Here is a 24,555-nt window from a genome sequence, read left to right as displayed (position 1 = left end):
GACGGGGGGTCGTCCCAGGGCCGCGCCTCACCGGGCGGCGGGAGTGGACCCGATGACAACCACCCGCGCCCACGCCGGCGGCGAGTTCGGCACGTGATCGCGATCGTGCTCGTACCGTCTGGTCCGCTGCCGGGGAAACAGCCCCACCACCGTCCGGCACGGCGGCCGGGAGGACGGCCAGGGGGTCTGTCCGTCGGTCAGGGCCACGACCACGTCCGGGGCCGGCCGGTCCCGCAGCGCCCGCGCGAAACCCGTACGCAGGTCCGTTCCCCCACCGCCCAGGAGCGGGACGTCCTCGGCGCGGCACAGCCGGTGCACGGTGTCCGCGGCCGCGTCGCACGGCAGCACGCCGACCAGGTCCCGCCGGCCGCCGACGGCCCGGGAGATCGCGGTGACCTCGAGCAGAGCGCTGCCGAGTTCGGCGTCGCTGACCGAGCCGGACGTGTCGACGACAACGCAGACCCGCGGGGGCCGGCGTCGCAGCGCCGGCAGGACGACCCCGGGTACGCCGGCGGAACGCCGCGACGGTCGCCCGTACGTGTAGTCCTCGCCCACGCCGGACGCGGAGACCGCCGAGCGGACCGCCGCGCCGAGCAGCTCCCGCCACGGCTGCGGGGGATGGAACGCCTGCTCCGCCCACCGTCGCCAGCCCTGCGGGGCGTTCCCCGGTCGGCCGGTGATGCCCTCGGCCACCCGGAACCGCACCGCGTCGCGTTCCTGCGGGCTGAGGCCGTGCGCGCCGTCCGGTCCGAGGTCCCACTCGCGCTCCAGCCCGTCGGCGCCGCTGCCGCAGTCCAGCCAGGCCAGGTGCTGGGTAAGCGGTCCGAGCCGGAACTGGCGCAGGTAGTCCTCCATCAACCCGCCCTCGGGCAGCCGCAGGGAGCCGGGGTCGACAGCGCCAGCGGGGCGGGCCAGCCCGTCGCCGAACACGTCGTCGTTGATCTCGCAGTCCGCGGCGATGTTCATCCGCAGCCGCTCCCCCGGCCCGGTCAGCCCACGTTCCCGCGCGACCCGGTCGCCGCGCCCGTGGTGGTCGCGGAGCAGGTGCGAGACCTCGTGCACCCACACTCCGGCGAGTTCCTCGACCGGCGTCCGGTCCACGAAGCTGGGCGAGACGTAGCACCGCCAGTACCGGTCCACCGCCATCGTCGGCACCCGCCGGGACTCGACCACGTGCAGGGCGAACAGCGCCGTCGCCAGGTAGGGCCGGACCCGGGCGGCGTGCAGCCGGGCGGTGAAGAGCTTGTCCCGGTCCAGCGTCCCGACGGTCATCGTCCGCTCCCCGCGGCGACCGCGACCCGGGCCGCCGCCTGGTCGGCCGCGCGGGACAGGGACACCGCCCCGGCGAGCCGGTCGATCGACGCGGGCACGTCCCAGTCCTCCTGGCGCAACCGGGCGAGCGTGGACGCGGGGACGACCACCAGGTCCGGGGCGCCCGTCTCCAGCGCCCGGACCAGCAGCGTCCAGGCCGCGTCCCAGCGGGACCGCTCCGGGCGCCGGCGCACCGCCTCCACCACACCGTCCAGCACGACCTGGCGCAGGTCGCCCCGCTCGGGCAGCACGGCGACGGCCGGGTCGGCCAGCAGCACCTCGGGGTCGGGCAGGTCCATCCGGTCCAGGCTGGCCAGCAGCTCCAGTCCGGGGCCGTCGCCGACGGTGCCTCGGACCAGCATCGACAGGACCTCTCGGGAGGTGTCGGCCGCGGTGGCGAAGGCGATCAGGCGCAGGGCCATCTCCCAGCTCCGGGGCGACGGCCAGGGGCCGCCGCGGCCGGCCTCGCTCGTCGGCAGCCGGTGCACGAGCCCCGGGCGGGCCGACAGGAGCCCACACACCGCACGGCGGGCGAAGGCGACGGCCTGCGTCAGCCGCTCCGGGTCGAGCCGGGGCAGGCTCGCCCGGGGCCAGGTCCCACCCAGGCCACGTACGACCACCTCCTGGTCGTGCGTCCACTGGAGATGCACGAAGCGGTTGGCCAGCGGCGGGCTCAGCTCCCAGCCGTCGGCCGCGGAGGAGCGAGGGTTGGCGGCGGCCACGATCCGGACCCCGGCCGGCAGACGCAGGCTACCGATCCGCCGCTCGAGCACGAGACGCAGCAGCGCGGCCTGCACGGCGGGCGGAGCGGTCGACAGCTCGTCCAGGAACAGCAGTCCCCGGTCGGCGCGGACCAGGCGTACCGCCCAGTCCGGCGGGGCCATCGGGACGCCCTGCGCTGCCGGGTCGTCCCCGACGACCGGCAGCCCGGAGAAGTCGGAAGGCTCGTGGACGCTGGCGATCACCGTCGTCAGCGGCAGGTCCAGGGCCGTGGCGAGCTGCGTCAGCGCGGCGGTCTTGCCGATGCCCGGCTCGCCCCACAGCAGCACCGGCAGGTCGGCGGCGACGGCCAGCGTCAGTGCTTCCAGCTGCGGGTCGGTGCGAGCCTCGGTGCTGGTGTCGCACAGTAGGGCGAGCAGCGCGGCGGCGACGTCGAGCTGCGGGGTGAGGTCGATCGGGGTACGCGAAGGCATGTCGGATCACCTGTGAGGTCGTGGGTGGATCGGCCAGGGGCCGGGTGAGAGGCGACGATCCGCAGGTCAGCGGAAGGTCGCGTGGCGCGGGTGGGAGCGGCGGTCCCGCTTGGGCCGCCGGTCCCGGGAGCTGGGCGGGGGTGCATGCCCGGTCAGTCCGGCGCGGAACAGTCCATACGTGATGCGCCGCAGCGCAGCGGTCTCCAGTTCCTCGCGCAGGTCCCCGGCGCGCAGCAGCGCGTCGGGTCCGAGCAGGGCCTGGACGGTGGCCAGCGCACCGGCGATGTCACCGTGGTCGAGGCGGGCGCGGATGTCGGGAAGGCACGCCGGCCGGCGGTGCGCCTCGTCGATCGCCTGCAGGCAGGGCAGCGGGCTGCCGGTCAGCGCGGCCAGCAGCTCCTCCCGGCGGATCTCCGCCGGGTCGTGGTCGAGCGCGGCGAGGACCCCGTCGACCAGGCCGATCCGGTGCCGGGCTCCCCGGCACACCACGAGCCGTGGCTGTGCCCCCGGGCCCGGTAACGCCCGAGTGCCGGCCGCCGGGCGGTCGGGGTCGAGCGCCGACGCCACCAGCGGGTGGAGTTGGTCCACCCCGATCAGCCCATGGCACAGCAACTCGAGGTCGGGTGGCAGCCACGTCGCCGCGTCGGGCAGCACCGGCAGCGCGGCGGCGTGCCCGGCCCGGGTCGTCCGGGCGTACCGCAGGTTCTGCTCGCCCCCTTCGGGCCGCTGCCCGACGTTCATCCCTCGTGGAGGGACGTCCAGGACCAGGCGGCGTCGGGGCCCGAGCCGGACGGCCACGGCGGCGCCGGTCCGTCCCTCGGCGCGAAGCAGGATCGCCGCCTCGGCCGCCCAGCGGTGCACCGCGTGACCAGGTTCCCGCCACGGCGGGCCCCCGCCGCCGTCCTCGGTGGGCAGGTGCTCGGCCCCTGACCGGCCCCGCAGCTCATCGGCCTGCCGCGCGTCCCACAGGTGGCGGTGCAGGTCGAGGCGGAACCGACGGTCGGGACGGGAGTGCGGATGCCCGCCGGCCTGCTTGGCGCGGCTGCCCGCCCACAGCGTCAGGCTGATCCGCTGGCCCGCGTCCGCCCAGGCCGGCGGGGTGCGGACCACGAGGTGCACCGGCTCGGTGGCGTCCTGCTCCGCCGGGTCGTACCTGACGAGCGAGATGGTCAGCGCCGGGCGCAGCAGTCCGTCGGGGGCGACCCTCGGCAGGTGCCAGCGCAGCAGGTCGGGTGCGAGGTGTCGGAGATCGGCCCGGAGCCGGGCGGCCAGCTCGCGGCCGTGGCGCCGAGCCACGGCGCGCAGGTCAAGGTCGACGTCGACGCGGGCCGCGGCGCACGCGCCGGCCCAGTCACCGACGCGACGACGCGCGGTGGCAGATTCGATCATGGAGGGCGGTACGGCGAACTCGCGCACGCGCCGCCAGAGGGAGAGACGGGATTCCGCATTCGCGGCGGGCGAGCGCATCAGCACTCACCTTGCGCGAACCGGGCCCCCAATCTGGACGAGGAGGTCATCATCGCGGCGGAGCATAGCGCTCCGTCCGGGACGTCCGCCAGGGGCTTACCGGGAATTGCCGTCAGCTGGCGACCGGGGTCTCCTCCGCGGCCGGGGTCTGCGGCGGGGACTTCCTCTCCGGCGGGCTGCCGGGCAGCAGCAGCGCCGGGATGAGGGCGACGGTGGCGAAGCCGAGCACCCACCAGAACGTCTGCCCGTACGCGTCGGCCAGCGCCGACGGCTCCGGCCGGCCGCCGCGACCGGCGGTCGCCGCACTGGCGCTCGCGTGCTGCAGCACCACTGCCAGGACCGCGCCGGCGAACGCGCCGCCGAGCTGCTGGAAGATCCGGATCGCGGTGGTCGCCCGCGGGATCTGCTCCTGGCGCAGCCCCCGGTACGCGCCGACCAGGACCGGTACCGTCGCCGCGCCGAGCCCGGCGCCGCTGACGGCCAGCGCCGCGCTCAGCAGCCACCGGTTGGTGTCCGCCTCCACCTTAGTGAGGACGAGCGCGCCGGCCGCGGCGAGGGCGATGCCGACAAGCACGATCGGCCGTGGGCCGATCTTGTCGGAGAGCCGGCCGGCGATGATCAGCGCGACCGCCATGCCGAGTCCCTGCGGCGCGAGCAGCAGGCCGGCCCGCAGCGGGGTCAGCCCGGCCACCTGCTGGTAGTAGAGCGGCAGCAGGATGATCGCGCCGAAGAGCACGATGCCGGAGAGGAACACCACCGACGCCGAGGCGGCGAAGCTGCGCGCCCGGAACAGCCGCAGGTCGAGCAGCGGCTCGTCGTCCCGCAGCGCGTGCACCGCGAAGCCGATGAGCAGCACCAGGCCGGCGATGACGAAGGCGATCACGCCGGACTCGCCGAAGGTGCCCTTGTTGCCGGCCCGGGCCAGGCCGTACACCACCGCGGCGCAGGCGGGCGAGAGCAGGGCCAGGCCCATCCAGTCGAGCCGGGTGAGCCGGCCGTTGACCACCGCCTTCTCCGCCGACAGGTAACGCCAGGACAGCAGGATGGTGAGCAGGCAGATCGGGACGTTGACGAAGAAGATCCAGCGCCAGCTCACGTCGGTGACCAGCCAGCCGCCGATCACCGGCCCGAGGACGGGGGCCAGCATGGCGGGGATCGCGATCACCGCCATCAGCCGGCCGAGTCGGTCGGGGCCGGCGGCCTGGGCGAGCACCGCCTGGGCGATCGGCACGATCATGCCGCCGCCGAGACCCTGCAGGATCCGGAAGATGATCAGGCTCTGCGCCGACCAGGCGAAGCCGGCCAGCACCGAGCCGACCAGGAAGACCAGCACGGTCGCGGTCCAGAGGGTACGCGGGCCGAAGCGCTCCATCGCCCAGCCGGTGGCCGGGATGGTCAGGGTCATCGCCAGCAGATAGCCGGTGCCGACCCACTGGATGGTGGAGATGGTGGAGTCGAAGTCCTTGATGAAGGTGCTGATCGCGACGTTGGTCATCGTCGCGTCGAGCTGGACGATCACGCCGCCCAGCAGGATGACGATGGCCAGCTTGGCTATCGACGCCTGCGGCGCGGCCGCCGGCCGCGGTGCCGTGGTCATGGTTGCTCCTTCGCTCGCCGGTTGGATCTGTCGAAGCTGCGCCTACTGGCTGATTTCGGGCAGGAATTGCCGTTCCCGCCATTCCTGAGACGCCAGCGGAATAGTGAATCTATTGACAGGTTGTTACGCCGGCGATTCGCACCGGGGTACGACGCCGCTCAAGGAGAATGTCTGGAGAAATGTTGAGGGACGCGGGACCAGAATTCAGTCTTCCTTGCGAAACAGTCCCCGACCGCCGTATTTCTTGTGCACCGCCTGCTTGCTGACGCCGAGCGCGGCGGCGATCTCCGCCCAGGTCACGCCCTGCGCCCGCGCCCGCCGGACCAGGACCGCCTGGATCCGCTCGAACTCCTTCGCCGCCTCCGCGGTGGCGGCGAGGGCGACCCGGGGGTCGTCGTCGTCGGTGGCGTTCACGAGGCTCACCAGCCGATTGACTGCCATGCCCCCAGCCTAGGAGCGCCGGCGCGCGGCGTCAACCTTAGATGACAGATGATCACGCCGGCGGCGTCTGAGCAGGGCGACGGGCCGGCTCACCCGGCGAACCGCGCCGCCACGAACTGGGCGGAGGCCTGCGGGATGCCTCAATGCGGGCCACCCGCAAGAACCGAGCAAATGCGAGTGTCCGCCGTCGAGGGACAATGCCCCAGCCATTTGCAGATTCCAATCAGGTAACCGACAACGATCCGACGTCACGGCCCACCCGGGCGGTGGCAAAGTGACCGCCCTGGGGAGGAATTTGTTCTACCGCCGGCGCACCGGTAGGCAACGCGCCCGCGGGTCAGCCGACGGCGGCCGCTGCGGCCCGGCCGGCCGTCCGTCCGGAGAAGAGGCAGCCGCCGAGGAAGGTGCCCTCCAGCGCGTTGTAGCCGTGCAAGCCGCCACCACCGAAGCCGGCGACCTCGCCGGCGGCGTACACCCCGCCGAGCGGCTCGCCGTCGGGGCGCAGCACCCGGCCGGACAGGTCGGTGTGCAGCCCGCCGAGGGTCTTGCGGGTGAGCACGTGCAACTGGACGGCGATCAGCGGGCCGGCGGCCGGGTCGAGCAGCCGGTGCGGGGTGGCCACCCGGACGAGCCGGTCCCCCCGGTACGCCCGGGCACCGCGAACGGCCTGCAGTTGGGCGTCCTTGCCGTACGGGTGGGCGATGTCCCGGTCCCGGGCCTCCACCACCCGCCGCAGCGCGACGGCGTCGAGCTGCGGCCCGCCGGTCTCGGCGGCCAGCCTGTTCATCCCGTCGACCAGCGCCGGCAGGCCGTCGGCGACGACGAAGTCCGCGCCGTGCCGCTTGAACGCCTCGACCGGGCCCGGCGCGCCGGGGCGCACCCGGCGCAGCACCCCCCGGATGCTGCGGTTGGTCAGGTCGGGGTTCTGCTCCGAGCCCGACAGCGCGAACTCCTTCTCCAGGATCCGCTGGGTGAGCAGGAACCAGCTGTAGTCGTACCCCGTGGTGCGCAGATGGCGCAGCGTGGCCAGGGTGTCGAAGCCGGGGAAGAGCGGCGGTGGCAGCCGCTGCCCGGTCGCGTCGAGCCAGAGGGACGACGGGCCGGGCAGGATCCGGATGCCGTGCCCGGGCCAGATCGGGTCCCAGTTGCGCAGCCCCTCGGTGTAGTGCCACATCCGGTCGGGGTTGATGATCCGCCCGCCGGCGGCCTCGGTGATGCCGAGCATCCGCCCGTCGACGTACGCCGGCACCCCGGTGACCATCCGGGTCGGTGGGGTGCCGAGGCGCGCCGGCCAGGCCCGCCGGACCAGGTCGTGGTCGCCGCCGATCCCGCCCGAGGTGATGATCACGGCCTGCGCGCCGTACGCGAAGTCGCCGACCACCGTGCGGGAGGTGGGACGGCCGCGCGGGGCGTCGTCGGGCTCCAGGATCGCGCCACGCACGCCGGTGACGACGCCGGCGCTGGTGACCAGCTCGTCGACGCGGTGCCGGAACAGCAGCCGGATCCGGCCCTGATCGGCGGCGGCCCGCACCCGCCGGGCGAACGGCTCGACCACGCCGGGGCCGGTCCCCCAGGTGACGTGGAACCGGGGCACCGAGTTGCCGTGCCCGTCCGCCGCTCCCCCGCCCCGTTCGGCCCAGCTGACCACCGGGAAGATCCGGTGACCGAGGCCGCGCAGCCAGGCCCGCTTCTCCCCGGCCGCGAAGTGCACGTACGCCTCGGCCCACCGGCGCGGCCAGTGGTCCTCGGGACGGTCGAACGCCGCGCTGCCGGTCCAGTCCTGCCAGGCCAGCTCCACGGAGTCCCGGATGCCCATCCGCCGCTGCTCGAGCGAGTCGACCAGGAAGAGCCCGCCGAACGACCACCACGCCTGGCCGCCGAGGTTCTGCTCGGGTTCCTGGTCCAGCAGCAGCACCCGGCGGCCGGCGTCGGCCGCCTCGGCGGCGGCGACCAGGCCGGCGAGGCCGGCCCCGACCACGATCACATCGGTTTCCACGCCCCGACCGTACGGACCGGGCCGCCGAAATCCTTGCTCGGGGTCCTGATTCGCGACGGGTCTCGGCAGCGGGCTGACGACCGCCCCGGGCGGGTGCCGGTCGGGTCGGGCCGCCGTCAGCCGAGCTTCCTGGTCAGCGTCTCGAACGCCAGGTCCGGTCGCCGTGGCACGCCGAACCGCTCGTCGCCGTACGGGAAGGGGGTCAGCTCCCCCGTGCGGGTGTAGCCGCGTCGCTCGTACCAGGCGATCAGGTCGTCCCGCTGGGTGATCACCGTCATCCGCAGCTCGCCGGCGCCCCACTCCTCCCGGGCGAACCGCTCGGCCTCCGCCAGCAGCGCCCGGCCGAGCCCGCCGCCCTGCCGCCCCGGTGACACCGCGAACATGCCGAAGTAGGCGTGGTCGTCCCGGCGCTCCAGTTGGCAGCAGGCGACGATGCCCGCCTCGTCCTCGGCGACCAACACCGTGCCGTCCGGGTGCCGCACCGCGGCGTTCACCATGCCCGCGTCGGTGCGCTGGCCGCCGAGCAGGTCCGCCTCGTGGGTCCAGCCGGCCCGGCTGCGCTCCCCCCGGTACGCCGACTCGACGAGGTCGACGAGGGCAGCCACGTCGCCGGGGCGGGCGGTCCGGACGGTGCAGGGTCCAGGGCTGGTCATCAAATCTCCCGGGTCACGGCGGTCGCCGGGCCAGCGTACGCAACCCACCTGGCCGGCATGCCACGACAGCTCCCCGGCTGCGCCACCAGTCCGGCCGACGACGGTCAGGCCCCGTGGGGGCGGTCCCAGGCAGCGTCGACCAGAGCGGGGAGCACGCGGGCGGCCGGGCCGCGCAGATTCACGTCGGCGACCCGGTCCAGCGGCGTCTCCTCCGGGTTGACCTGAATCACCGCGGCGCCGAGGCGCGCCGCCACCTGGGGGATCTCCGCGGCCGGATAGACCAGGCCGGAGGTGCCCACGGTCAGCAGGAGGTCGCAGGTGGACGCCGCTTCGACGGCGGCCTCCAGCGCCTCCGTCGGCAACGCCTCGCCGAACCACACCACACCCGGCCGGACGGCAGCCGAGCACCGCGCGCACCGCGGCGGTGGGATCCGCCGGCCCTCGGCCGGCTCCTCCGTCAGGTCCGGCACCGGCGCCGGCTGGGCGCAGCCCGAGCAGTGGGGTGCGAACAGGCTGCCGTGCAGGTGCACCGGGGCGGCGGAACCGGCCCGCTCGTGCAGGTCGTCGACGTTCTGGGTGACGAGGACGCTGCTCGGCACGCGGGCCTCGATCGCGGCCACGGCGACGTGCCCCGCGTTCGGCCGGGCCTGCCGGACGGTGGCGCGTCGCCACTCGTACCAGCCCCACACGAGCGCGGGGTCCGCACGGAACGCGTCCGGCGTGGCGAGCGCCTGCGCGTCGAACTGCCGCCACAGCCCGGTCAGGGCGTCCCGGAAGGTCGGCACACCGCTCTCGGCCGACATGCCCGCCCCGGTGAAGATCACCACCCGCCGGGCCTGTCCGAGCAACTCCGCCGCGTCCCGCGCCGCCTGCCCCATCCGGTCGTACCCCCTCCTGCCGGGCGGGCGCACCCCGCGCCCGCCCGAGTCTCACCGACACCCGGTGCCATCCGCCAGCGGGATCCGCAGGCTTTCCGGCAATTCCCCCGCTTCCCGCAGAACCGGAACGCTCTTCATCTTCGCCGTGTCCACCGACCGCAGTCGCCGTTGTACGTGACGTGACAGCGAAACGGTCAGCCATCGTGACGGGCGTTGCGGTCGGCCACTCCCGCTGGCAATTCGGGTGGGCGCAACGCGAGAACGACCGCCGGCAGGCGGCGTACGAGGCCGAGGTCGAGGTCTGGCGCCGCGACGAGGAGCGGCTGCTCAGACTGCGGATCGAGGCCGCCGGGTTCCTGGGCTGCAGGCAGCCCCGCACCGGCCTGCCGGTGGACCTAGCCGACGACGAGGTCGTCTACCGGGTCATGCCGGACGCCGATCTGGTCGAGGCGGAGGCCCGGCACCTCACCGGGCTGCCTGCGCCCGCCCTGACCGCCGTGACGGCGCCCGTCCACGCGCCCGGGCGGCCGCTGCCGACCGGCCTCCGGGTCGTCGACTCCGGCATGGCGGTCGTGACCAACCTGCGGGTCGCCTTCGCCGGCCGCACCGGCCGGCGCGAGTGGCGACACGCCGACGTACGGGGGCCGGGCCACCACCCCGAGGTGCCGGTCACGCTGCTGCACTCCGGGGACGGCCGCCGGCCGGCCGGGTTGCGGGTGCCGGCCGGTGCGGCGGTGAACTTCCGCTTCTACCTCACCCTCGCCTTCGCCACCGCCACCGGGCATCGGGCCGTCCTCGCCGCGCAGGTCGACGCCCTGCTGGCGGCCCATTACGGCGCCCGGCCGGCGCCCCCGCACCCGGTGACGGCCGCGGACGCCCCGGCGCCCCTGCTGCGCCCGGAACGCCTGGCCGCCGCGGCCGCCGTCGCGGTCGCGGTGACGCTCGGCACCCTCGCCGCGAGCACCGTGAACGCGCCGGCCGGCGGGCCGCACCGGGCGGCGCCGCGGGCGAGCGGACCCGCCGCCGGCGCCGACGGCCGGGACGCGATCGGCCGCCCGTTCCCGAGCGCGCCCGCCAGCAGCCCGACGGGCGGCGGCGCGGTCCCGTCGCCGACGGTCGGCACGGCGACGCGCTCCACCGGCGGCGCTTCCGACCCGGACGGGCTGGTGCTGCGCGCGACGGTGGCGGAGCGCCCCGGATCCGCCGCACCGGCCGCCGCGACCCCTCCATCCGCGCGGACGACCCCGACCGGGCAGTCGACCGGGACACCGCCGGCCACGAGCGAGTCCCCGAGCAGCACACCCACCCCGAGCAGCGCACCCACCCCGACCGAGTCGGCGCCCGCCACCGATCCGCCGGCGCCGGCGGCCTGTCTGCGGTCCCACCGGCCGCCGCTGCGGTGTCCGACAGGTGACGATCCTGCGCCGCCGGCCTAGGTAGTCGCCGTTGCCGGCAACGGCGGCACCAGGGCTGGCGCTCTCGCTACGGGCGGCGACCGCTCACCGTCGCCCGAACGCGGACGAGGCCCGGCGGCCGCGTCCGGGACCGGCCGTCCCGAAGGGATACGGTACGCCCGGCGCGGGTCGTTCCGTGCCGGGCGGTCGAGCGGTGGGAGGATCGGATGCGCCTGCACGTGGGATGCGCGATGTGGACGCACCGGCCCTGGCAGGGACGCTTCCTGGCGCACCCGCTGCCGGCCCACGAGCGGCTGCGCGCCTACGCCGGCTGGTGCACCGCGGTCGAGGGAAACACCACGTTCTACGCCACCCCCACCCGGGAGACGGTGGCGTCGTGGGCGCGGCAGACCGGCCCCGACTTCCGGTTCGTGCTGAAGCTGCCGAAGGTCGTCACGCACGTGCACCGGCTCACCGGCGGCGACGAGGAGCTGCGCCTCTTCCTGGACGCGATCGAACCGCTCGGCCCCCGGGCCCACGCCCTCTGGATCCAGCTCCCGGGCTCGTTCGGCCCCACCGACGTGCCCGTGCTCGCCCGCTTCCTACGCCGGCTGCCCACCGCCCACCGGTACGCCGTGGAGGTCCGCCACCCCGCCTTCTTCGACGACCCCCGGGCGGTGCGGGCGCTGGAGGAGACGCTCGTCGCGGGCGGCGCGGAGTGGATCCCCTTCGACACCACCGCCTTCTTCCGCACCCCGCCGACCAGCGAGGCGGAACGGGAGGCGTGGACCAGAAAGCCGCGTACCCCGCTGCGCACGCACGCGCTGACCGACCGGCCCGTCGTCCGGTACCTCGGCCGGGACGACCCCGCCCGCACCGTCGAGGGCTGGCAACCATGGCTCGACGTGGTGACCGGCTGGCTGCGGGAGGGCGGCTCCCCGACCGTGTTCGTGCACACCCCGGACAACGCCGACGCGCCCGAGCTCGCCCGGCGGTTTCACGACCAGGTGCGGGCCCGACTGCCGGAGGTCGAGCCGCTGCCCGAGCCGGCGCCGGTCGGGCCGTCGACACTCTTCTGACCGAAGCGGACCGGCCGTGCGGCGCGCCGCCGCCGCCCGGCGTCGGCCCGGCGCGTCCGGGCGTGCTATTCCGTTCGGTCGGTGCGCGGGCTACGGTCGCTTCCACATCGCCTGCGTCCACTTTGTCGGCGTCACGTCGGGCGCCGCGCCACGACAGCGAGAGGGGTCGCCGTCATGACGATCAGCCACATCAGCGTCGGTCACGGCCCGCGCAAGGTGCTGGCCCTGCACGGCTGGTTCGGGTCGGCGCAGGGCTGGGGCTGGCTGCCGGACCTGATCGATCCTGAAGGCTTCACCTGGGCGTTCCTGGACTACCGAGGGTACGGCGCACGCACCGGGGTCGCCGGCGACCACACCATCGCCGAGATCTCCCGCGACGCCCTGGAGCTCGCCGACGCCCTCGGCTGGGACACGTTCTCGGTGGTGGGGCACTCGATGGGCGGCAGCGCCGCCCAGCGGGTACTCGCCGACGCCCCCGGTCGGGTGGAACGCCTCGTCGGCATCAGCCCGGTGCCCGCCGGCGGGGTGCCCTTCGACCTGCAGAGCTGGGCGCTGTTCGACGGTGCCGCCGCCAACCCGGACAACCGCCGCACCATCATCGACCTCACCACCGGCAACCGGCTGTCCGACCACTGGCTGGACCAGATGGTCAGCTTCTCCGTCAAGCACTCCACGCCCGAGGCGTTCGGCGCGTACCTCACCGCCTGGGCGCGTACCGACTTCACCGACGAGGTGAAGGGCAACCCGGTCCCGGCGCTCGCCGTGGTGGGCGAGCACGACCCGGCGTTGGGCGCCGACACGATGCGCGAGACCTGGATGCGGCACTACCCCAACGCCCGGCTGGAGGTGCTCGCCAACGCGGGGCACTACGCGATGTACGAGACGCCGGTACGCCTGGCCGCGGTGGTCGAGGAGTTTCTCGGGCAGTGACGGTCGATCCGGCGCCCCTGGTCGACCCCCGCAGCTACGTCGACGGCGTCCCGTACCGCCTGCTCGCCGCGCTGCGCGCCGCCGGCCCGGTGGTGTGGGTCGAGGAACCGCCGCTGCTCGGGCTGCCCGGCGGGCCGGGCTTCTGGCTGGTGCTCCGGCACGCCGACGTGACGGAGGTGCTGAAGCAGCCACAGCTCTTCTCGTCCTGGCTCGGCGCCACCCAGATCCGCGACCCGGCCACCCCCGAGGACCTCGGCTACGTGCGGCGGATGATGCTCAAGATGGACCCGCCGGACCACGGCCGGCTCCGCCGGCCGGTCGCCCGGTCATTCACCCCGCGCGCGGTCGCCGCGCTGGAGGCGTCGATCCGCGCGAACGCGGCGGCGCTCGTCGAGCGCGCGCTGGGCGACGCGGACGAGGGCACCTGCGACTTCGCCGGGGACCTCGCCGCCGACCTGCCGCTACTCACGCTCGCGGACGTGCTGGGGTTGCCGGAGCCGGACCGCTGGCTGCTGTACGACTGGTCGAACCGGGTGATCGGCTTCCAGGACCCGGACTACGCCGGGTCGGCGGCGTTCGACGCGCGGGCCGGCACCGAGGCCGCCCGGGAGGCCCTGCGGCACCGGCCGGCACCGGACGCCGACGGCAGGATGCCGGACCCCCGCACCCGGGCCGGCATGGCCGACCTCTACACGTACGCCCACCTGCTGGCCGAGTCGAAGCGCCGCCGCCCGGGTTCGGACGTGATGTCCATCCTCCTGGCCCAGCAGGGCGACGACCGGCTCTCGGTTGACGAGTTCGAGAACATGTTCTGGCTGTTCGCTGTGGCCGGCAACGAGACGATCCGCAACGGCCTGCCCGGCGCGATGATCGCCCTGCTGGAGCACCCGGCGGAGCTGGACCGGCTGCGCCGCGACCCGGCCCTGTTCGACACCGCCGTCGACGAACTGCTCCGCTGGTGGACACCGGTGATGCTGTTCCGGCGCACCGCCACGGTGGACGCCGCGATAGCCGGCGTCCCGGTACGGGCCGGGGACAAGGTGGTGGTCTCGTTCGCCTCGGCCAACCGCGACGAACGCGTCTTCGCCGACCCCGACCGGCTCGATCTCACCCGCCACCCGAACCCGCACCTGGTCTTCGGTCACGGACCGCACTTCTGCCTCGGCGCGCACCTGGCCCGGTGCCAGCTCCGGGCGCTCTTCGGGGAGCTGCTCGCGCGCACCGCCCGGATCAGCTACGCGGGGCCACCCGAATACCTGCGCTCGAACTTCCAGCGCGGGGTGAAGCGCCTGCCGATCCACTGGCGGCGCCGCTGACCGGGCTGAGTTCGCCTTCCCGGCCGGTCAGGCCGGCCGGAGCGCCGCCCGGGTGCCCGGCGGCTGGGGCTATGGTCGGTCGGTGGATCAACTGTTCGAGGCGGCCGGGACGCTGCGGTCGGCGTACCGGAGCGTGGACTGGGCGGCGACCCCGTTGGGTGCGCCGTCCGGCTGGAGCCCGATGCTGCGCGCCGCCGTCGACGTCGCCCTGCACACCCGGTTCCCGGTGACGCTCTTCTGGGGCCCGGAATTCGTGATGATCTACAACGAGGCCTACGTCGAGTTGATCGGGGACAAGCATCCGGCCTCGCTCGGTGCACCCGCCGCGCACGTGTTCCGGGAGATCTGGGACGTCATCGGGCCGATGCTCGAGTCCGTGCGGTCGACCCAGCGCGCAACCTGGACGCAGGACATGCGGCTGCTGATGGACCGGCGCGGCTACCCGGAGGAATGCTTCTTCACGTTCTCCTACTCCGCCGTCCGAGGCCCCGACGGGGTGGAGGGCGTGATCGACATCGCGACGGAGACGACGGGACGGGTGCTGTCGCAGCGGCGGCTGATCATGCTGGCCGGGCTCAGCGACGCGCTCAGCGGCCTCGACGACCCGGCGGAGATCCTCGACCAGGCGGCGGCGATGCTGCGCACCGATCCGCAGGACCTGCCGGAGGTCGACATCCTCGTCACCGACCCGGCCACGGACGCCGGTACGCCGCCGCTGCCCGCGGTGCGCTCGACGATCTCCTGCAACGGGGACTTCGTGCTGGAGAGCCCGGCGGACATCCCCGTGATGCGGGTGCGCCTGCCGGGCCTGACACCGTCCGCGGAGACGGTCCTGGTGGCCCGGCTGAGCCAGCACCTGCCCGTGGACGACGGCTACGTCGGATTCGTGCGGCTGGTCGGCGCGACGGTGGCGCAAGCGCTGCAGCGGGCCCAGACGCGCCAGGCCGAACGGCGGGTCGCCGGCCTGGAACGGGACCTGTCTGAGCGGCTGCAACGCAGCCTGCTGACCCCGCCCGCGCAGCCGGACCACCTGGAGGTGGCCGTGCGCTACCAGCCGGCAGCCGAACAGGCCCGCATCGGCGGTGACTGGTACGACTCCTTTCCCCAACCCGACGGCGGGCTCACCCTGGTCGTCGGCGACGTCGCGGGCCACGACCAGCAGGCCGCCGCGGCCATGGCGCAGATCCGCAACCTGTTGCGCGGAGTCGCGTACGCCCTGCAGAAGCCGCCGGCCGCCATGCTGGAGAGCCTGGAAGCGACGATGCGGGGCCTGGGCATGGACGCCCTGGCGACCGCCGTCCTGGGCCGGTTGGAGCAGGCCGCGCAGCAGGCCCGAGCCGACGCACGCACCCTGGTGTGGTCCAACGCCGGGCACCTGCCACCGGTCCTCATCACTCCCGACGGAACCGCGACCCTGCTGCACACGCCGCCGGAGATGCTGCTGGGCGTCCAACCCGGCGCCGTGCGCAGCGACCACCGCGTCACCCTCACTCCCGGCTGCGCCGTCGTGCTGTACACCGACGGCCTGATCGACCGACGCGACGAGATCATCGACGAGGGGTTGGCGGACCTGACGCGCAGCCTCACCGGCCGGCACGGGTTGACCGCGGAGCAGCTCTGCGATCATCTGCTCGACCGCTACGCCGCCACCACCGACGACGACATCGCCCTGCTCGTGCTGCGGATACCGCCGAAGCCCGCCGGCCTCACGAGGTAGCGGCCGCGCAGCGCGGATCGGGGGCCGGGTCGCGGCCGGACCGGCCGGGCGCTCGGTCGCCGGAGATGACCCGCCGGCGGCGGTGCCGCGTCGTTACCGCCTCCGCGTGCGGGTTCTCCTCCTCATGGCCCTGCTGTCCGGCTGGTGGCGGCCGACCCGACCGGGCGTTCCTGGGTCGCCGGTCCCCGCTGGCGGATATTCGGAATGCAGGTAGCCTCTTTTTCATGGGCGGTTTCGGGCCGCCGGCCGAGATCAGCTGGACGGGGGCCGGACACGCGCGCGGTGAACGGCGGTCGTTTCTCTCCCAGCAGTTCACCGCCGCCACCGTCACCGAGCTGCGGCATGCCGTCGCCGCACACGTCGCCGCCGCAGGTCTGACCGGCGAGACGGCCGAAGACTTCGTCCTGGCCGTCCACGAGCTGGTCACCAACGCCGTGCGCCACGGCGGCGGGGCGGGCCACCTGCACCTCCGGAGACAGGGCGACGTCCTGCGCTGCGATGTCGTCGATCACGGTACGGCTGCCCACGCGCCGCCGATCCAGCTGTCCGACGGAGACGTGACCGGTGGCCGGGGCCTCTGGCTGGCGGACCAGCTGGCCGACTCACTGAGCCTCAGCCATCGCCCCGACGGCATGACCGCCACCGTGACCATCAGGCTGTCGCGATAGCCTGCCGTCCGGCGGGCCATCGGGCCGACGTTCGTGCGCAGGACACCGCACGGGAAGCCAGCTACTACCGGCACGGCGGCATCATGCCCTACGTCCTGCGCACCACCTGTCGGCCGGACCCCACCGGAGAACCGTGATCGACTACGCGACGCCGGCCGCCTCCTGCCGGGCCGGTCCCTCCCCCGGCCGCCGCGCGGACTACATCAACGCGCTCGCGTCCCGGACGAGGTCCACCACAGCGACGACGAAGATCGCGATCAGGCCCAGCCTCGCGATCCACGGCAGGGACGGGTGAGCCAGCACGGCAGCGCCGGCCGGCAGCCGCCAGACCGCCTGACGCGCCAGCCAGAGCAATCCCAGGACAGGGAGGACCGGAGCCAGGGGAAGCCAGAGCGCCAGCGGCAGCAGGGCCGGGGCCAACGGGGCCCGCCCGAACCATCCTTCGGGGCAGATCCACCGTTCGGCGAGGACGGTGAGCAGCGCGGCGTACACCCCGGGGATCGCCATGAACAGCGCGATGCCGAGCCACGGCGAGCCGAGCAGGGTGAAGTCGAGACCGTCGGGGTGGACGATCACCGCGCCGACCACGATGGCCGGTCCGCCCCCGATGGTGAGGACCTGGAACCAGCGCGGGCCGATCATCAACGCCCGCAGGACGGCGTAGACGGCGACGCCGAGCAGGCCGAACTGCAGCCCGGTGCCGAGCAGCTGCAGCGTGTTGGCCACGGTGAACTGCCCCATGGTGAAGCCGTCGTCGCTCGTCAGACCGGTCAGGTGCGGGTTGAGTCGCGCCAGCAGCAGCATCGCGAGCCGGCCGCCCACCCCGCCGACAACCACGCCGAGCAGCGCGCCGGCGGTCGTCATACCCGCCAGCCGGCGCGCGGCCTCCTCGGCCGACGCCTGCCAGCGGTCTCGGGTCGTCGCTGCGAGAGCTGTCACCACGGCAATCCTCACCTGGTCAGAGTTGGGCAGCTGACCATAGCTCTGGGCAGCACGCGGCTCGGCGTACTGGCAGAAGGCCGACAGAGGAACGAGGCGCGCGGGAACCGCCGTGGCACCCGCGCTCCGACACGTCCCGGCCAACGTCAGGAGCTGGTGAGGATGACGAGTTGCTGGGTCGCTCGGGTCATCGCGACATAGCGGTCGACCGCTCCTTCGATGCCTGCGCCGAAATCCTCGGGGTCGACGAGGACGACCAGGTCGAACTCGAGCCCCTTCGACAGCTCCGGGGTCAGCGACCGGACGCGGGACGTCCCGCGGAACGTGGGATCGCCGATGACGCAGGCGACCCCTTCGGCGTGCGTGGCGAGCCAGGTGTCGAGGATCGAGGCCAGCTCCGAAACGGAGCCGTGTGCGACCGGGACGTCTCCGCCGCGGATGGAGGCCGGCACGTTGGCGTCCGGGAGCACGGCCCGGATGACCGGCTCGGCTTCCGCCATGACCTCCTTCGGCGTCCGGTAGTTGATGCTCAGCGAGGCCAGGTTGATCCGGTCGAGCCCGATCCGCTCCAGCCGTTCCTGCCACGACTCCGTGAACCCGTGCCGGGCCTGGGCGCGGTCCCCGACGATGGTGAAGCTGCGGGACGGGCAGCGGAGCAGCAGCATCTGCCACTCCGCGTCGGTCAGCTCCTGAGCCTCGTCCACGACGATGTGTGCGAACGGGCCGGCAAGCCGGTCCGGATCGGTGTCGGGCAGTGCAGCCTCGTCGACCAGGGCGTCCTGGAAGTCCTCGCCACGAAGCATCGTCACCAGGCCAACCCCGTACTCGTCGTCGGCGGCCTCGATCAGGTCGTCCACGACCCTGGTCATGCGCTCGCGTTCGACGGCGACAGCGCCCCTGTGTTGACGCTGACGCCGTGACGCCTCCGGGTCGCCGAGTCGCTGCCGTGCCGCGTCCAGGAGCGGCAGGTCGGACGCCGTCCAGGCCTGGACATCGCCGCGCTGCAGCTTCCGGACCTCGTCGGGGCTGAGCCAGGGAGCGCACTTCCGCAGATAGGCGGGCACCGACCACAGGTCTCCGACGAGGTCGGCCGCGTCGAGCAGCGGCCAGGCGCGGTTGACGGTCGTGAGCAGCTCCCTGTTCCGCAGCAGCGACCTGCGGACCAGGTCCTCCGGCTCATCGCCGTCGTACTTGTCCATCAGGATCGTGAGCAGTTCCTCCCAGATCTGGTCCCGCGCCTCGTTGTGCGGGGTGCCCGGTCCCGCTGCCTGGAACGCGTCGGCCCAGTCGTCGGCGCTCAGCCAGAGGTCGGACTCGCCGGCCGTGACCGTCATCCCCTTGGCGGGCGGCTCCTCGTAGAACCTGACGGCCGCCTCGATCGCCTTCACCAGGTCGGCGGACGACTTCAGGGTGGCCACGTCCGGGTCGGCCTCGGCGGTTGCCGCGGCGCCCTCGGGAAGGAGGTCCCGCAGCGTGCAGGTCTGCACGCCCTCCTCGCCGAGGCTGGGCAGGACGTCGGCGACGTACGCCAGGTAGGGCTCGTGCGGACCGACGAACAGCACGCCGCCCCGGCGGTGCCCGAGGCGCGGGTCGGAGTAGAGGAGGTAGGCGGTGCGGTGCAGCGCAACCACGGTCTTCCCCGTGCCCGGACCGCCGTCGACGACGAGAGCGCCGCTGGATCCCGCCCGGATGATGGCGTCCTGGTCTGCCTGGATGGTGCCGAGCACATCCCGCATCCGGGCAGACCGGCTACCGCCGAGGCTGGCGATGAAGGCGGACTGGTCATCGAGCGCCGCGTGCCCCTCGAACCCGTCCGAGGTGAACACCTCGTCCCAGTAGTCGCTGACCCGGCCGCGGGTCCAGCGATACCTGCGGCGGCTCGCCAGGCCCATCGGGTTGGCGTGGGTCGCGCCGAAGAACGGCTCGGCGGCCGGGGAGCGCCAGTCGAGCAGCAGCCGACGCCCCGTGCTGTCCGTGAGGCCGAGTCGTCCGATGTACACGGGCTCGGGGTGGTCCGCGCTGACGATGTGCCCGAGGCACAGGTCCAGGCCGAAGCGACGCAGGGCTCGCAGGCGAGCGGTCAGCCGGTGGATCTCCTGGTCCCGGTCCATCGCCGCCTGGCCGATGCCGCCGGGTGCCTTGCGCTCGGTATCGAGGCGGTCGGACAGGTCGGCGATCGTCCGGTCGAGGCTCGCCGCGATGGCCGCGAAGTGCTGCTCGTCGCCGGCGATCAGCCTCGGGTCGGCCTTGGGAGAGAGGTGGTCGGGAAGGTCAAACGCGCTGGTGTTCAGCGAGTTCACGTCATCAGCTCCGATCTGGGCCGCTTGCCACGAGCGAGCGAGTTCCGCCTGGCGGGGACCCCCGTGGCCGTTGCCGGTTCAGGCCGTCAGGGTTTGCAGCTTCTCTGGCTCGCGGCTCCCATTTCCGCAGGTCCTTGGCCACGGCCGGTGATTCTGCGGCACGACCCGGGTCTTGCCGCAAGCCCCCGGGTGCGCTATATGTTGAAAGTGGCAGGGAGCAGGTATGCTCCTTTCCCTTCATGGCCCACTGTCGATGGGCAACCTTCTCGCGAAACGACGGCGCGCTGCCGCTCCTCGCCGGCCGGATCCCCGACCCGGCCGCTCAACTGGAGCGCGTCCGGACCGCCCTCGACGTGGTGCGTCGCCACAGCGGCCACGTCGGCTACGTGCGGGTCGGGTTCGCCGACGAGGACTACGAGCGGGTGCCCGCGCACAGTCGTTTCGCCGCGATGGCGCGGCAGCTGGGGCCCGCCCTCCACGCCGACGCCCCGGGAATGCAGGTGCACGGCCACCTCGCGCCGGTGGCGGGCGACGTGGTGGTGCGCAAGTCCCGGGTGGGCGCGTTCTCCACCACGGACCTGGGCGAGCAACTACGGGAGCGCGGGGTCGACACGCTCGTGCTGGCCGGGTTCAGCACGAGCGGCGTGGTGCTGTCGACGGTGCGGGACGCCGCCGATCGCGACTACCGGGTGGTGGTGCTCGCCGACGGGTGCGCGGATCCCGACCCGGAGGTGCACGCGTTCCTCGTCGATCGGATCTTTCCCGTCCAGGCCACCATCGCCACCGTCGCCGACCTGGAGCCGGCGCTGACCGCGGTCGAGGGTTGACCCACCGGCGGGGGTCCAGGCTGGGCGGCGTGTGGTGAGGCGTCGCCGACCTGCTCCGTGACTCGCCGACACGACCGGCCGCGCCGGGGTCGCGGAGGTCGGGGCGGACCAGTCGGGGTGTGGCATTGTGAGCCGAATGGAGCCGGACGCCGATGCCGGGGAGCAGCGGACGCTGCCCCAGCCGGTGCGGGTCGGCCTGGGGGTGCTGCGCGACTACCGGCCGACGGTCGCCCGGGTCCGGGCCCTGCTGCGCAGCATGGTCACCTCGTTCCTGGTGCTCAGCACGACGCTGTGGCTGCTGCCGGGGGTCACCGCCAGCGGGTTGCTGGCGACGCTGTGGCTGGTCGGCCTGATTGCCGCGATCGGCGCGGTGCTGCGGCCGCTGCTGTTCGCCCTTGCCACGGCGCTCGGCGGGCTCGGCGCCCTCATCATCGGCGTGTCCGTGCAGGCCGTCGTCATGTACGTCGCGTTGCGCCTCGATCCGGAAGCGGACGTGGCGGGGTTCGCCGACGCCTTCGCCGCCGCCTGGCTCGCCGTCGCGCTCGCGGCGGTCGTGAACTGGCTCGCCGACGCCGGCACGGACGACGCGTTCGTCAGCGAGATGCTGTGGGTGATGACCCGGGTGCGGCGACGGCGGGAGCGGCGCCCCGCGTGGCGGCAACGACGACGGCGAGGCGGCGCCACGGTGGCGGGTCCCGCCGGCCAGCCAGCCGACGGCCTGCTCGTCGTCCAGCTCGACGGGGTGGCCGCGCCGCTGGTGTGGTGGGCCATCCGCGCCGGCAACCTGCCCACCGTCGGCCGGTGGCTGCGCTCGGGCAGCCACCGGATGACCCGCTGGCACACCGGCCTTCCGGCCACCACGCCCGCCGCGCAGGCGGGCCTGCTGTACGGCGACGTCCTGCGGGTGCCGGCCTATCGCTGGTACGAGAAGTCCACCGCCAACGACAACGGGACCCGCTCCACCGGCCGCCTGGTGGTGACCAGCCGGCCCCGCGACGCCGCCGAGATCGAGCGGCGGCTGTCCACCGGACAGGGTCTGCTGCGGGACGGGGGCGTCAGCATCAGCACCGCCTTCTCCGGCGACGCCCCGACCAGCCTGCTCACGGTGAGCCGCGCGGGGCTGCCCGGACGGTCCACCCGGGGCTACGCGGTGTTCATGGCCAGCCCGTACGGTTTCGCGCGCGCCGTGGTGCGCGGGGCCGGGCAGGTGCTGCGCGAGCTGTACGAGGCGCGGCGGCAGCGGCTGCGCGACATCCAGCCCCGTGGCCGACGCCGCGGCTCGTACCTGGCGCTGCGCCCGATGGCGAGCCTGCTCAGCGACCTGAACGTGTCGCTCGTCGCCGAGCAGATGGCCAGCGGGACACCCGTCATCTTCTGCGACTTCCTGGACTACGACGAGGTGGCCCACCATGCCGGTCCGGCCCGCCCGCAGGCGATGGCGGTCCTCGAGGCGCTCGATCAGACGCTCGGCATCCTGCAGCGTCTGGCGGCCGAGGCGACGCGGCGCTACCACCTCGTGGTGCTGAGCGACCACGGGCAGAGTCAGGGCGCCACCTTCCGCCAGCGGTACGGCGAGTCGCTCGCGGAGGTGATCGCGCGGTATGCCGCTCAGCCGGTGCGCGAGGTCGCGCCCCACGGCCGGCCGACGCCCGCCGACCTGGCTCAGCGCGGCGGGATCGCCGAGGCCGCCGATCCCGTCGAGGAGTGGAGCCGGATGAGCACGTTGCTGACCGAGGTCCGTGGCCGGAGCGGGGCGACCGGCACGGCGGCTCGGCTGGCGCTGCGGTCGCGCACCGATGGCGGCGAGGTCAGCGTGGGGCCGGCCGACCGGGAGGAGGCGGCCACCCGCGCCGATCCGGAGACCGTGGTGGTCGCGTCCGGCAACCTGGCGATGATCTACCTGCCCCGGCATCCGGGACGGCTGACCCGCGAGCGGATCGATGCCGTCGTCCCGAAGCTGATCGACGGCTTGGCCGCGCACCCCGGCATCGGGCTGGTGGTGGTGGACTCCGCCGCCGGGCCGCTGGCGATCGGGGCCCGGGGCTGTCACCGGCTGCGGGACGGCCACGTCGACGGCGACGACCCGCTGGTGCCGTACGGCTCCCGGGCGCGCCAGGACCTGCTCCGCCACCAGGCGATGGACCACGTCGGGGACCTCGTCGTGATCAGCGCCGTGGAGCCGGGCCTCGAGGAGGTCGCCGCCTTTGAGGAGTTGGTGGGTTGCCACGGCGGGCTCGGCGGCTGGCAGACGGAGGCCCTGCTCATCCATCCTGCCGACTGGCCGCAGGAGGGCGAACTGGTCGGCCCGGAGGACGTACACCGGCAGTTGCTCAGCTGGATGCGGCGGCTCGGTCTACGGCGGACCGACGACCATGCCGGCGCGCCGGACGGCCGGGCGGACAACGAGCCGGACCACGACCGCCCCCATGGGACGGTCGCGTAGCCCCGGGCGACGACGCCGGCCGGACTACGGGGTCGCCGGCGGACCATCCGGCAGCCTCCGGCGCCGGCTCAGCCACCTCAGTCCCTGGGTGACCAGCACGACGAGCAGGATCGCGGCGACAACGCCCTGCCACGGCTCCGGAAAAACCGCCCGCCCCAGGACCCCGATCGAGGCGTAGAGCACCGACCACAGCAGGCTCGCCGGCGCGTTGGCGACCGCGAAGCGCCGCCAGGCCAGCCCCGCCACGGCTGCGGCCAGCAGCACCGGGACCCGGCCGCCCGGGATGAGCCGGGACACCAGAAGCGTCGAGACATGTCCCTCGCGCACGCGGGCCGAGACCGGGCCGACCCGCGGCCGGCCGCGCAGGCCGGGTAGCCGCCGGGCGACCCGCTCGCCACCCCAGCCGAGCATGCCGTACGTCGCGAGGTCGCCGACGTACGCGCCGATGGCGCCGGCGATCACGACCAGGACCACGGTGATCGGATGCTGGTGGGCGGCGAGCGCTGCCGCACCGCTGACCGCCGCGCCGGTCGGCACCACCGGGACCACCGAGCCGAACAGCACCACGAGGACCAGCGAGCCCAAGGCGCCGAGCAAGGCCGTCACGGCGGGCACACCGTGAAGGACTCTCCCGGCTGCAGCACGCGCACCCGGGTGCCCGGCGACACCATTTCCACCTGCCGAGCGAAGTCGTCGCCCGGCCGGAAGAACCGGTCCGGCCGGATTCGGTCACATCCGACCGGCCAGAAGGTACCGAAGTGAATGGGTACGGCCCAGTTCGCCGCCGCGCGCCGTACCGCTTCGGCGGCCGCCACGGGATCGAGGTGGCCGGGGCCGAGGGTCGGTCCCCACCCGCCGACCGGGATGAGCGCGAGATCGAGCGGCTTCAGGTCGGCCATCTCGTCGAAGAGGCCGGTGTCCCCGGCGAACCAGGTCCGCGCGCGGCCTTCGATCAGGTAGCCGAGGGCCGGAGCGCGGTGCCGGGACCACAGCCCCCGACCGGCATGGTGCGCGGCGGGGACGGCGGCGACGCTGAGGCCGCCGATCGTGATCCGGTCGCCGACCGCAACCTCCTCGCAGCGCCCGGCGGCGGCCGCGCCCAGCGACCGCCGGACCAGCCGTGCGGCGCCCGCCGGAACCACCATCGCGGTGTCCTCGGGCAGCCGGCGCAGCGAGGCGAAGTCCAGGTGGTCGGCGTGCAGGTGCGACACGAGTATGGCGTCCGGGGTGGACGGTAGGTGCGGGGTGGGCCCACGACGACGACGCAGATGGGCGAGCCGGTCCCGCAGCAGCGGATCGGTCAGCAGCCGGGTCCCCGAGTCCTCGATCCACACGGTGCTGTGCCCGCACCAGGTCAGCTGGACCACACCCACCCCACCTCTGTCACGCCTGCCACCGTAACCGGG

General features: G+C 74.0%; 20 protein-coding genes. 8 read left to right on the top strand and 12 right to left on the bottom strand.

Going from position 1 to position 24,555, the window contains the following annotated elements; genetic code table 11:
* Positions 1 to 27 precede the first annotated feature (27 nt).
* The 8 genes from Q2K19_RS23185 to Q2K19_RS23150 form a co-directional block, all read right to left on the bottom strand.
* Positions 28 to 1,272, bottom strand: a complete 1,245-nt coding sequence (locus Q2K19_RS23185; RefSeq protein WP_302763668.1) for a vWA domain-containing protein — start codon at positions 1,270 to 1,272, stop codon at positions 28 to 30.
* Complete coding sequence (locus tag Q2K19_RS23180) at positions 1,269 to 2,504, bottom strand: AAA family ATPase (RefSeq protein ID WP_302763667.1); 1,236 nt, start codon at positions 2,502 to 2,504, stop codon at positions 1,269 to 1,271. The genes Q2K19_RS23185 and Q2K19_RS23180 overlap by 4 nt, the downstream gene beginning before the upstream one ends.
* A gap of 66 nt (positions 2,505 to 2,570) precedes the next feature.
* On the bottom strand, positions 2,571 to 3,971 hold the full coding sequence (locus Q2K19_RS23175) for a hypothetical protein (RefSeq protein WP_302763665.1): 1,401 nt from the start codon (positions 3,969 to 3,971) through the stop codon (positions 2,571 to 2,573).
* 112 nt (positions 3,972 to 4,083) lie between these two features.
* Positions 4,084 to 5,568 (bottom strand): DHA2 family efflux MFS transporter permease subunit, encoded by a 1,485-nt coding sequence (locus Q2K19_RS23170; protein ID WP_302763663.1) that lies wholly within the window; start codon positions 5,566 to 5,568, stop codon positions 4,084 to 4,086.
* A gap of 204 nt (positions 5,569 to 5,772) precedes the next feature.
* Complete coding sequence (locus Q2K19_RS23165; RefSeq protein WP_302763662.1) at positions 5,773 to 6,009, bottom strand: helix-turn-helix domain-containing protein; 237 nt, start codon at positions 6,007 to 6,009, stop codon at positions 5,773 to 5,775.
* A gap of 337 nt (positions 6,010 to 6,346) precedes the next feature.
* The gene (locus Q2K19_RS23160; RefSeq protein WP_302763660.1) at positions 6,347 to 8,005 is read right to left on the bottom strand and encodes an FAD-binding dehydrogenase; all 1,659 of its coding nucleotides are present in this window, start codon (positions 8,003 to 8,005) and stop codon (positions 6,347 to 6,349) included.
* A gap of 116 nt (positions 8,006 to 8,121) precedes the next feature.
* A complete protein-coding gene (locus Q2K19_RS23155) occupies positions 8,122 to 8,658 on the bottom strand; it encodes a GNAT family N-acetyltransferase (protein WP_302763659.1) in 537 nt (178 codons plus the stop codon).
* A 104-nt stretch (positions 8,659 to 8,762) separates the two neighbouring features.
* Positions 8,763 to 9,536 carry an SIR2 family NAD-dependent protein deacylase gene (locus Q2K19_RS23150; RefSeq protein WP_302763658.1) on the bottom strand — a complete coding sequence of 258 codons (774 nt, stop codon included), beginning with the start codon at positions 9,534 to 9,536 and terminating at the stop codon, positions 8,763 to 8,765.
* A gap of 203 nt (positions 9,537 to 9,739) precedes the next feature.
* Between Q2K19_RS23150 and Q2K19_RS23145 the strand changes: the two genes are divergently transcribed.
* From Q2K19_RS23145 to Q2K19_RS23120, 6 genes are all read left to right on the top strand, one after another.
* Entirely contained in the window at positions 9,740 to 10,972 is a 1,233-nt protein-coding gene (locus tag Q2K19_RS23145) for a hypothetical protein (protein ID WP_302763657.1), read from the top strand.
* A 209-nt stretch (positions 10,973 to 11,181) separates the two neighbouring features.
* The gene (locus Q2K19_RS23140) at positions 11,182 to 12,009 is read left to right on the top strand and encodes a DUF72 domain-containing protein (protein ID WP_302772717.1); all 828 of its coding nucleotides are present in this window, start codon (positions 11,182 to 11,184) and stop codon (positions 12,007 to 12,009) included.
* Between the two features lie 174 nt (positions 12,010 to 12,183).
* On the top strand, positions 12,184 to 12,939 hold the full coding sequence (locus Q2K19_RS23135; protein WP_302763656.1) for an alpha/beta fold hydrolase: 756 nt from the start codon (positions 12,184 to 12,186) through the stop codon (positions 12,937 to 12,939).
* Positions 12,936 to 14,255: a cytochrome P450 gene (locus tag Q2K19_RS23130; protein WP_302763655.1), complete on the top strand. Its 1,320-nt coding sequence runs from the start codon at positions 12,936 to 12,938 to the stop codon at positions 14,253 to 14,255. The genes Q2K19_RS23135 and Q2K19_RS23130 overlap by 4 nt, the downstream gene beginning before the upstream one ends.
* Before the next feature lie 82 nt (positions 14,256 to 14,337).
* Complete coding sequence (locus Q2K19_RS23125; protein ID WP_302763654.1) at positions 14,338 to 15,972, top strand: PP2C family protein-serine/threonine phosphatase; 1,635 nt, start codon at positions 14,338 to 14,340, stop codon at positions 15,970 to 15,972.
* A gap of 224 nt (positions 15,973 to 16,196) precedes the next feature.
* Positions 16,197 to 16,640, top strand: coding sequence for an ATP-binding protein (locus Q2K19_RS23120; protein WP_302763652.1), 444 nt, complete (start codon positions 16,197 to 16,199; stop codon positions 16,638 to 16,640).
* Positions 16,641 to 16,838: 198 nt separating this feature from the next.
* Here Q2K19_RS23120 and Q2K19_RS23115 read toward each other — a convergent pair whose 3' ends face one another.
* Positions 16,839 to 17,579, bottom strand: a complete 741-nt coding sequence (locus Q2K19_RS23115) for a hypothetical protein (RefSeq protein ID WP_302763650.1) — start codon at positions 17,577 to 17,579, stop codon at positions 16,839 to 16,841.
* Positions 17,580 to 17,725: 146 nt separating this feature from the next.
* Entirely contained in the window at positions 17,726 to 19,870 is a 2,145-nt protein-coding gene (gene helR, locus Q2K19_RS23110) for an RNA polymerase recycling motor ATPase HelR (protein ID WP_302772716.1), read from the bottom strand.
* Between the two features lie 248 nt (positions 19,871 to 20,118).
* Here helR and Q2K19_RS23105 point away from each other — a divergent pair, with 248 nt between their 5' ends.
* Both Q2K19_RS23105 and Q2K19_RS23100 read left to right on the top strand, forming a co-directional pair.
* Complete coding sequence (locus tag Q2K19_RS23105; protein WP_302763648.1) at positions 20,119 to 20,706, top strand: cysteine hydrolase family protein; 588 nt, start codon at positions 20,119 to 20,121, stop codon at positions 20,704 to 20,706.
* Between the two features lie 136 nt (positions 20,707 to 20,842).
* Positions 20,843 to 23,149, top strand: coding sequence for a phage holin family protein (locus Q2K19_RS23100; protein ID WP_302772715.1), 2,307 nt, complete (start codon positions 20,843 to 20,845; stop codon positions 23,147 to 23,149).
* A gap of 24 nt (positions 23,150 to 23,173) precedes the next feature.
* On the opposite strand, the gene Q2K19_RS23095 is transcribed toward Q2K19_RS23100, so the two are convergent.
* Complete coding sequence (locus tag Q2K19_RS23095; RefSeq protein WP_302763646.1) at positions 23,174 to 23,755, bottom strand: DedA family protein; 582 nt, start codon at positions 23,753 to 23,755, stop codon at positions 23,174 to 23,176.
* Positions 23,752 to 24,516 (bottom strand): MBL fold metallo-hydrolase, encoded by a 765-nt coding sequence (locus tag Q2K19_RS23090; RefSeq protein ID WP_302763644.1) that lies wholly within the window; start codon positions 24,514 to 24,516, stop codon positions 23,752 to 23,754. The genes Q2K19_RS23095 and Q2K19_RS23090 overlap by 4 nt, the downstream gene beginning before the upstream one ends.
* Positions 24,517 to 24,555: the final 39 nt, after the last annotated feature.

The sequence above is a fragment of the Micromonospora sp. NBRC 110009 genome (genome assembly GCF_030518795.1).
Taxonomy (GTDB): Bacteria; Actinomycetota; Actinomycetes; order Mycobacteriales; family Micromonosporaceae; genus Micromonospora.
This window is presented reverse-complemented; position numbering and strand designations above follow the sequence as displayed.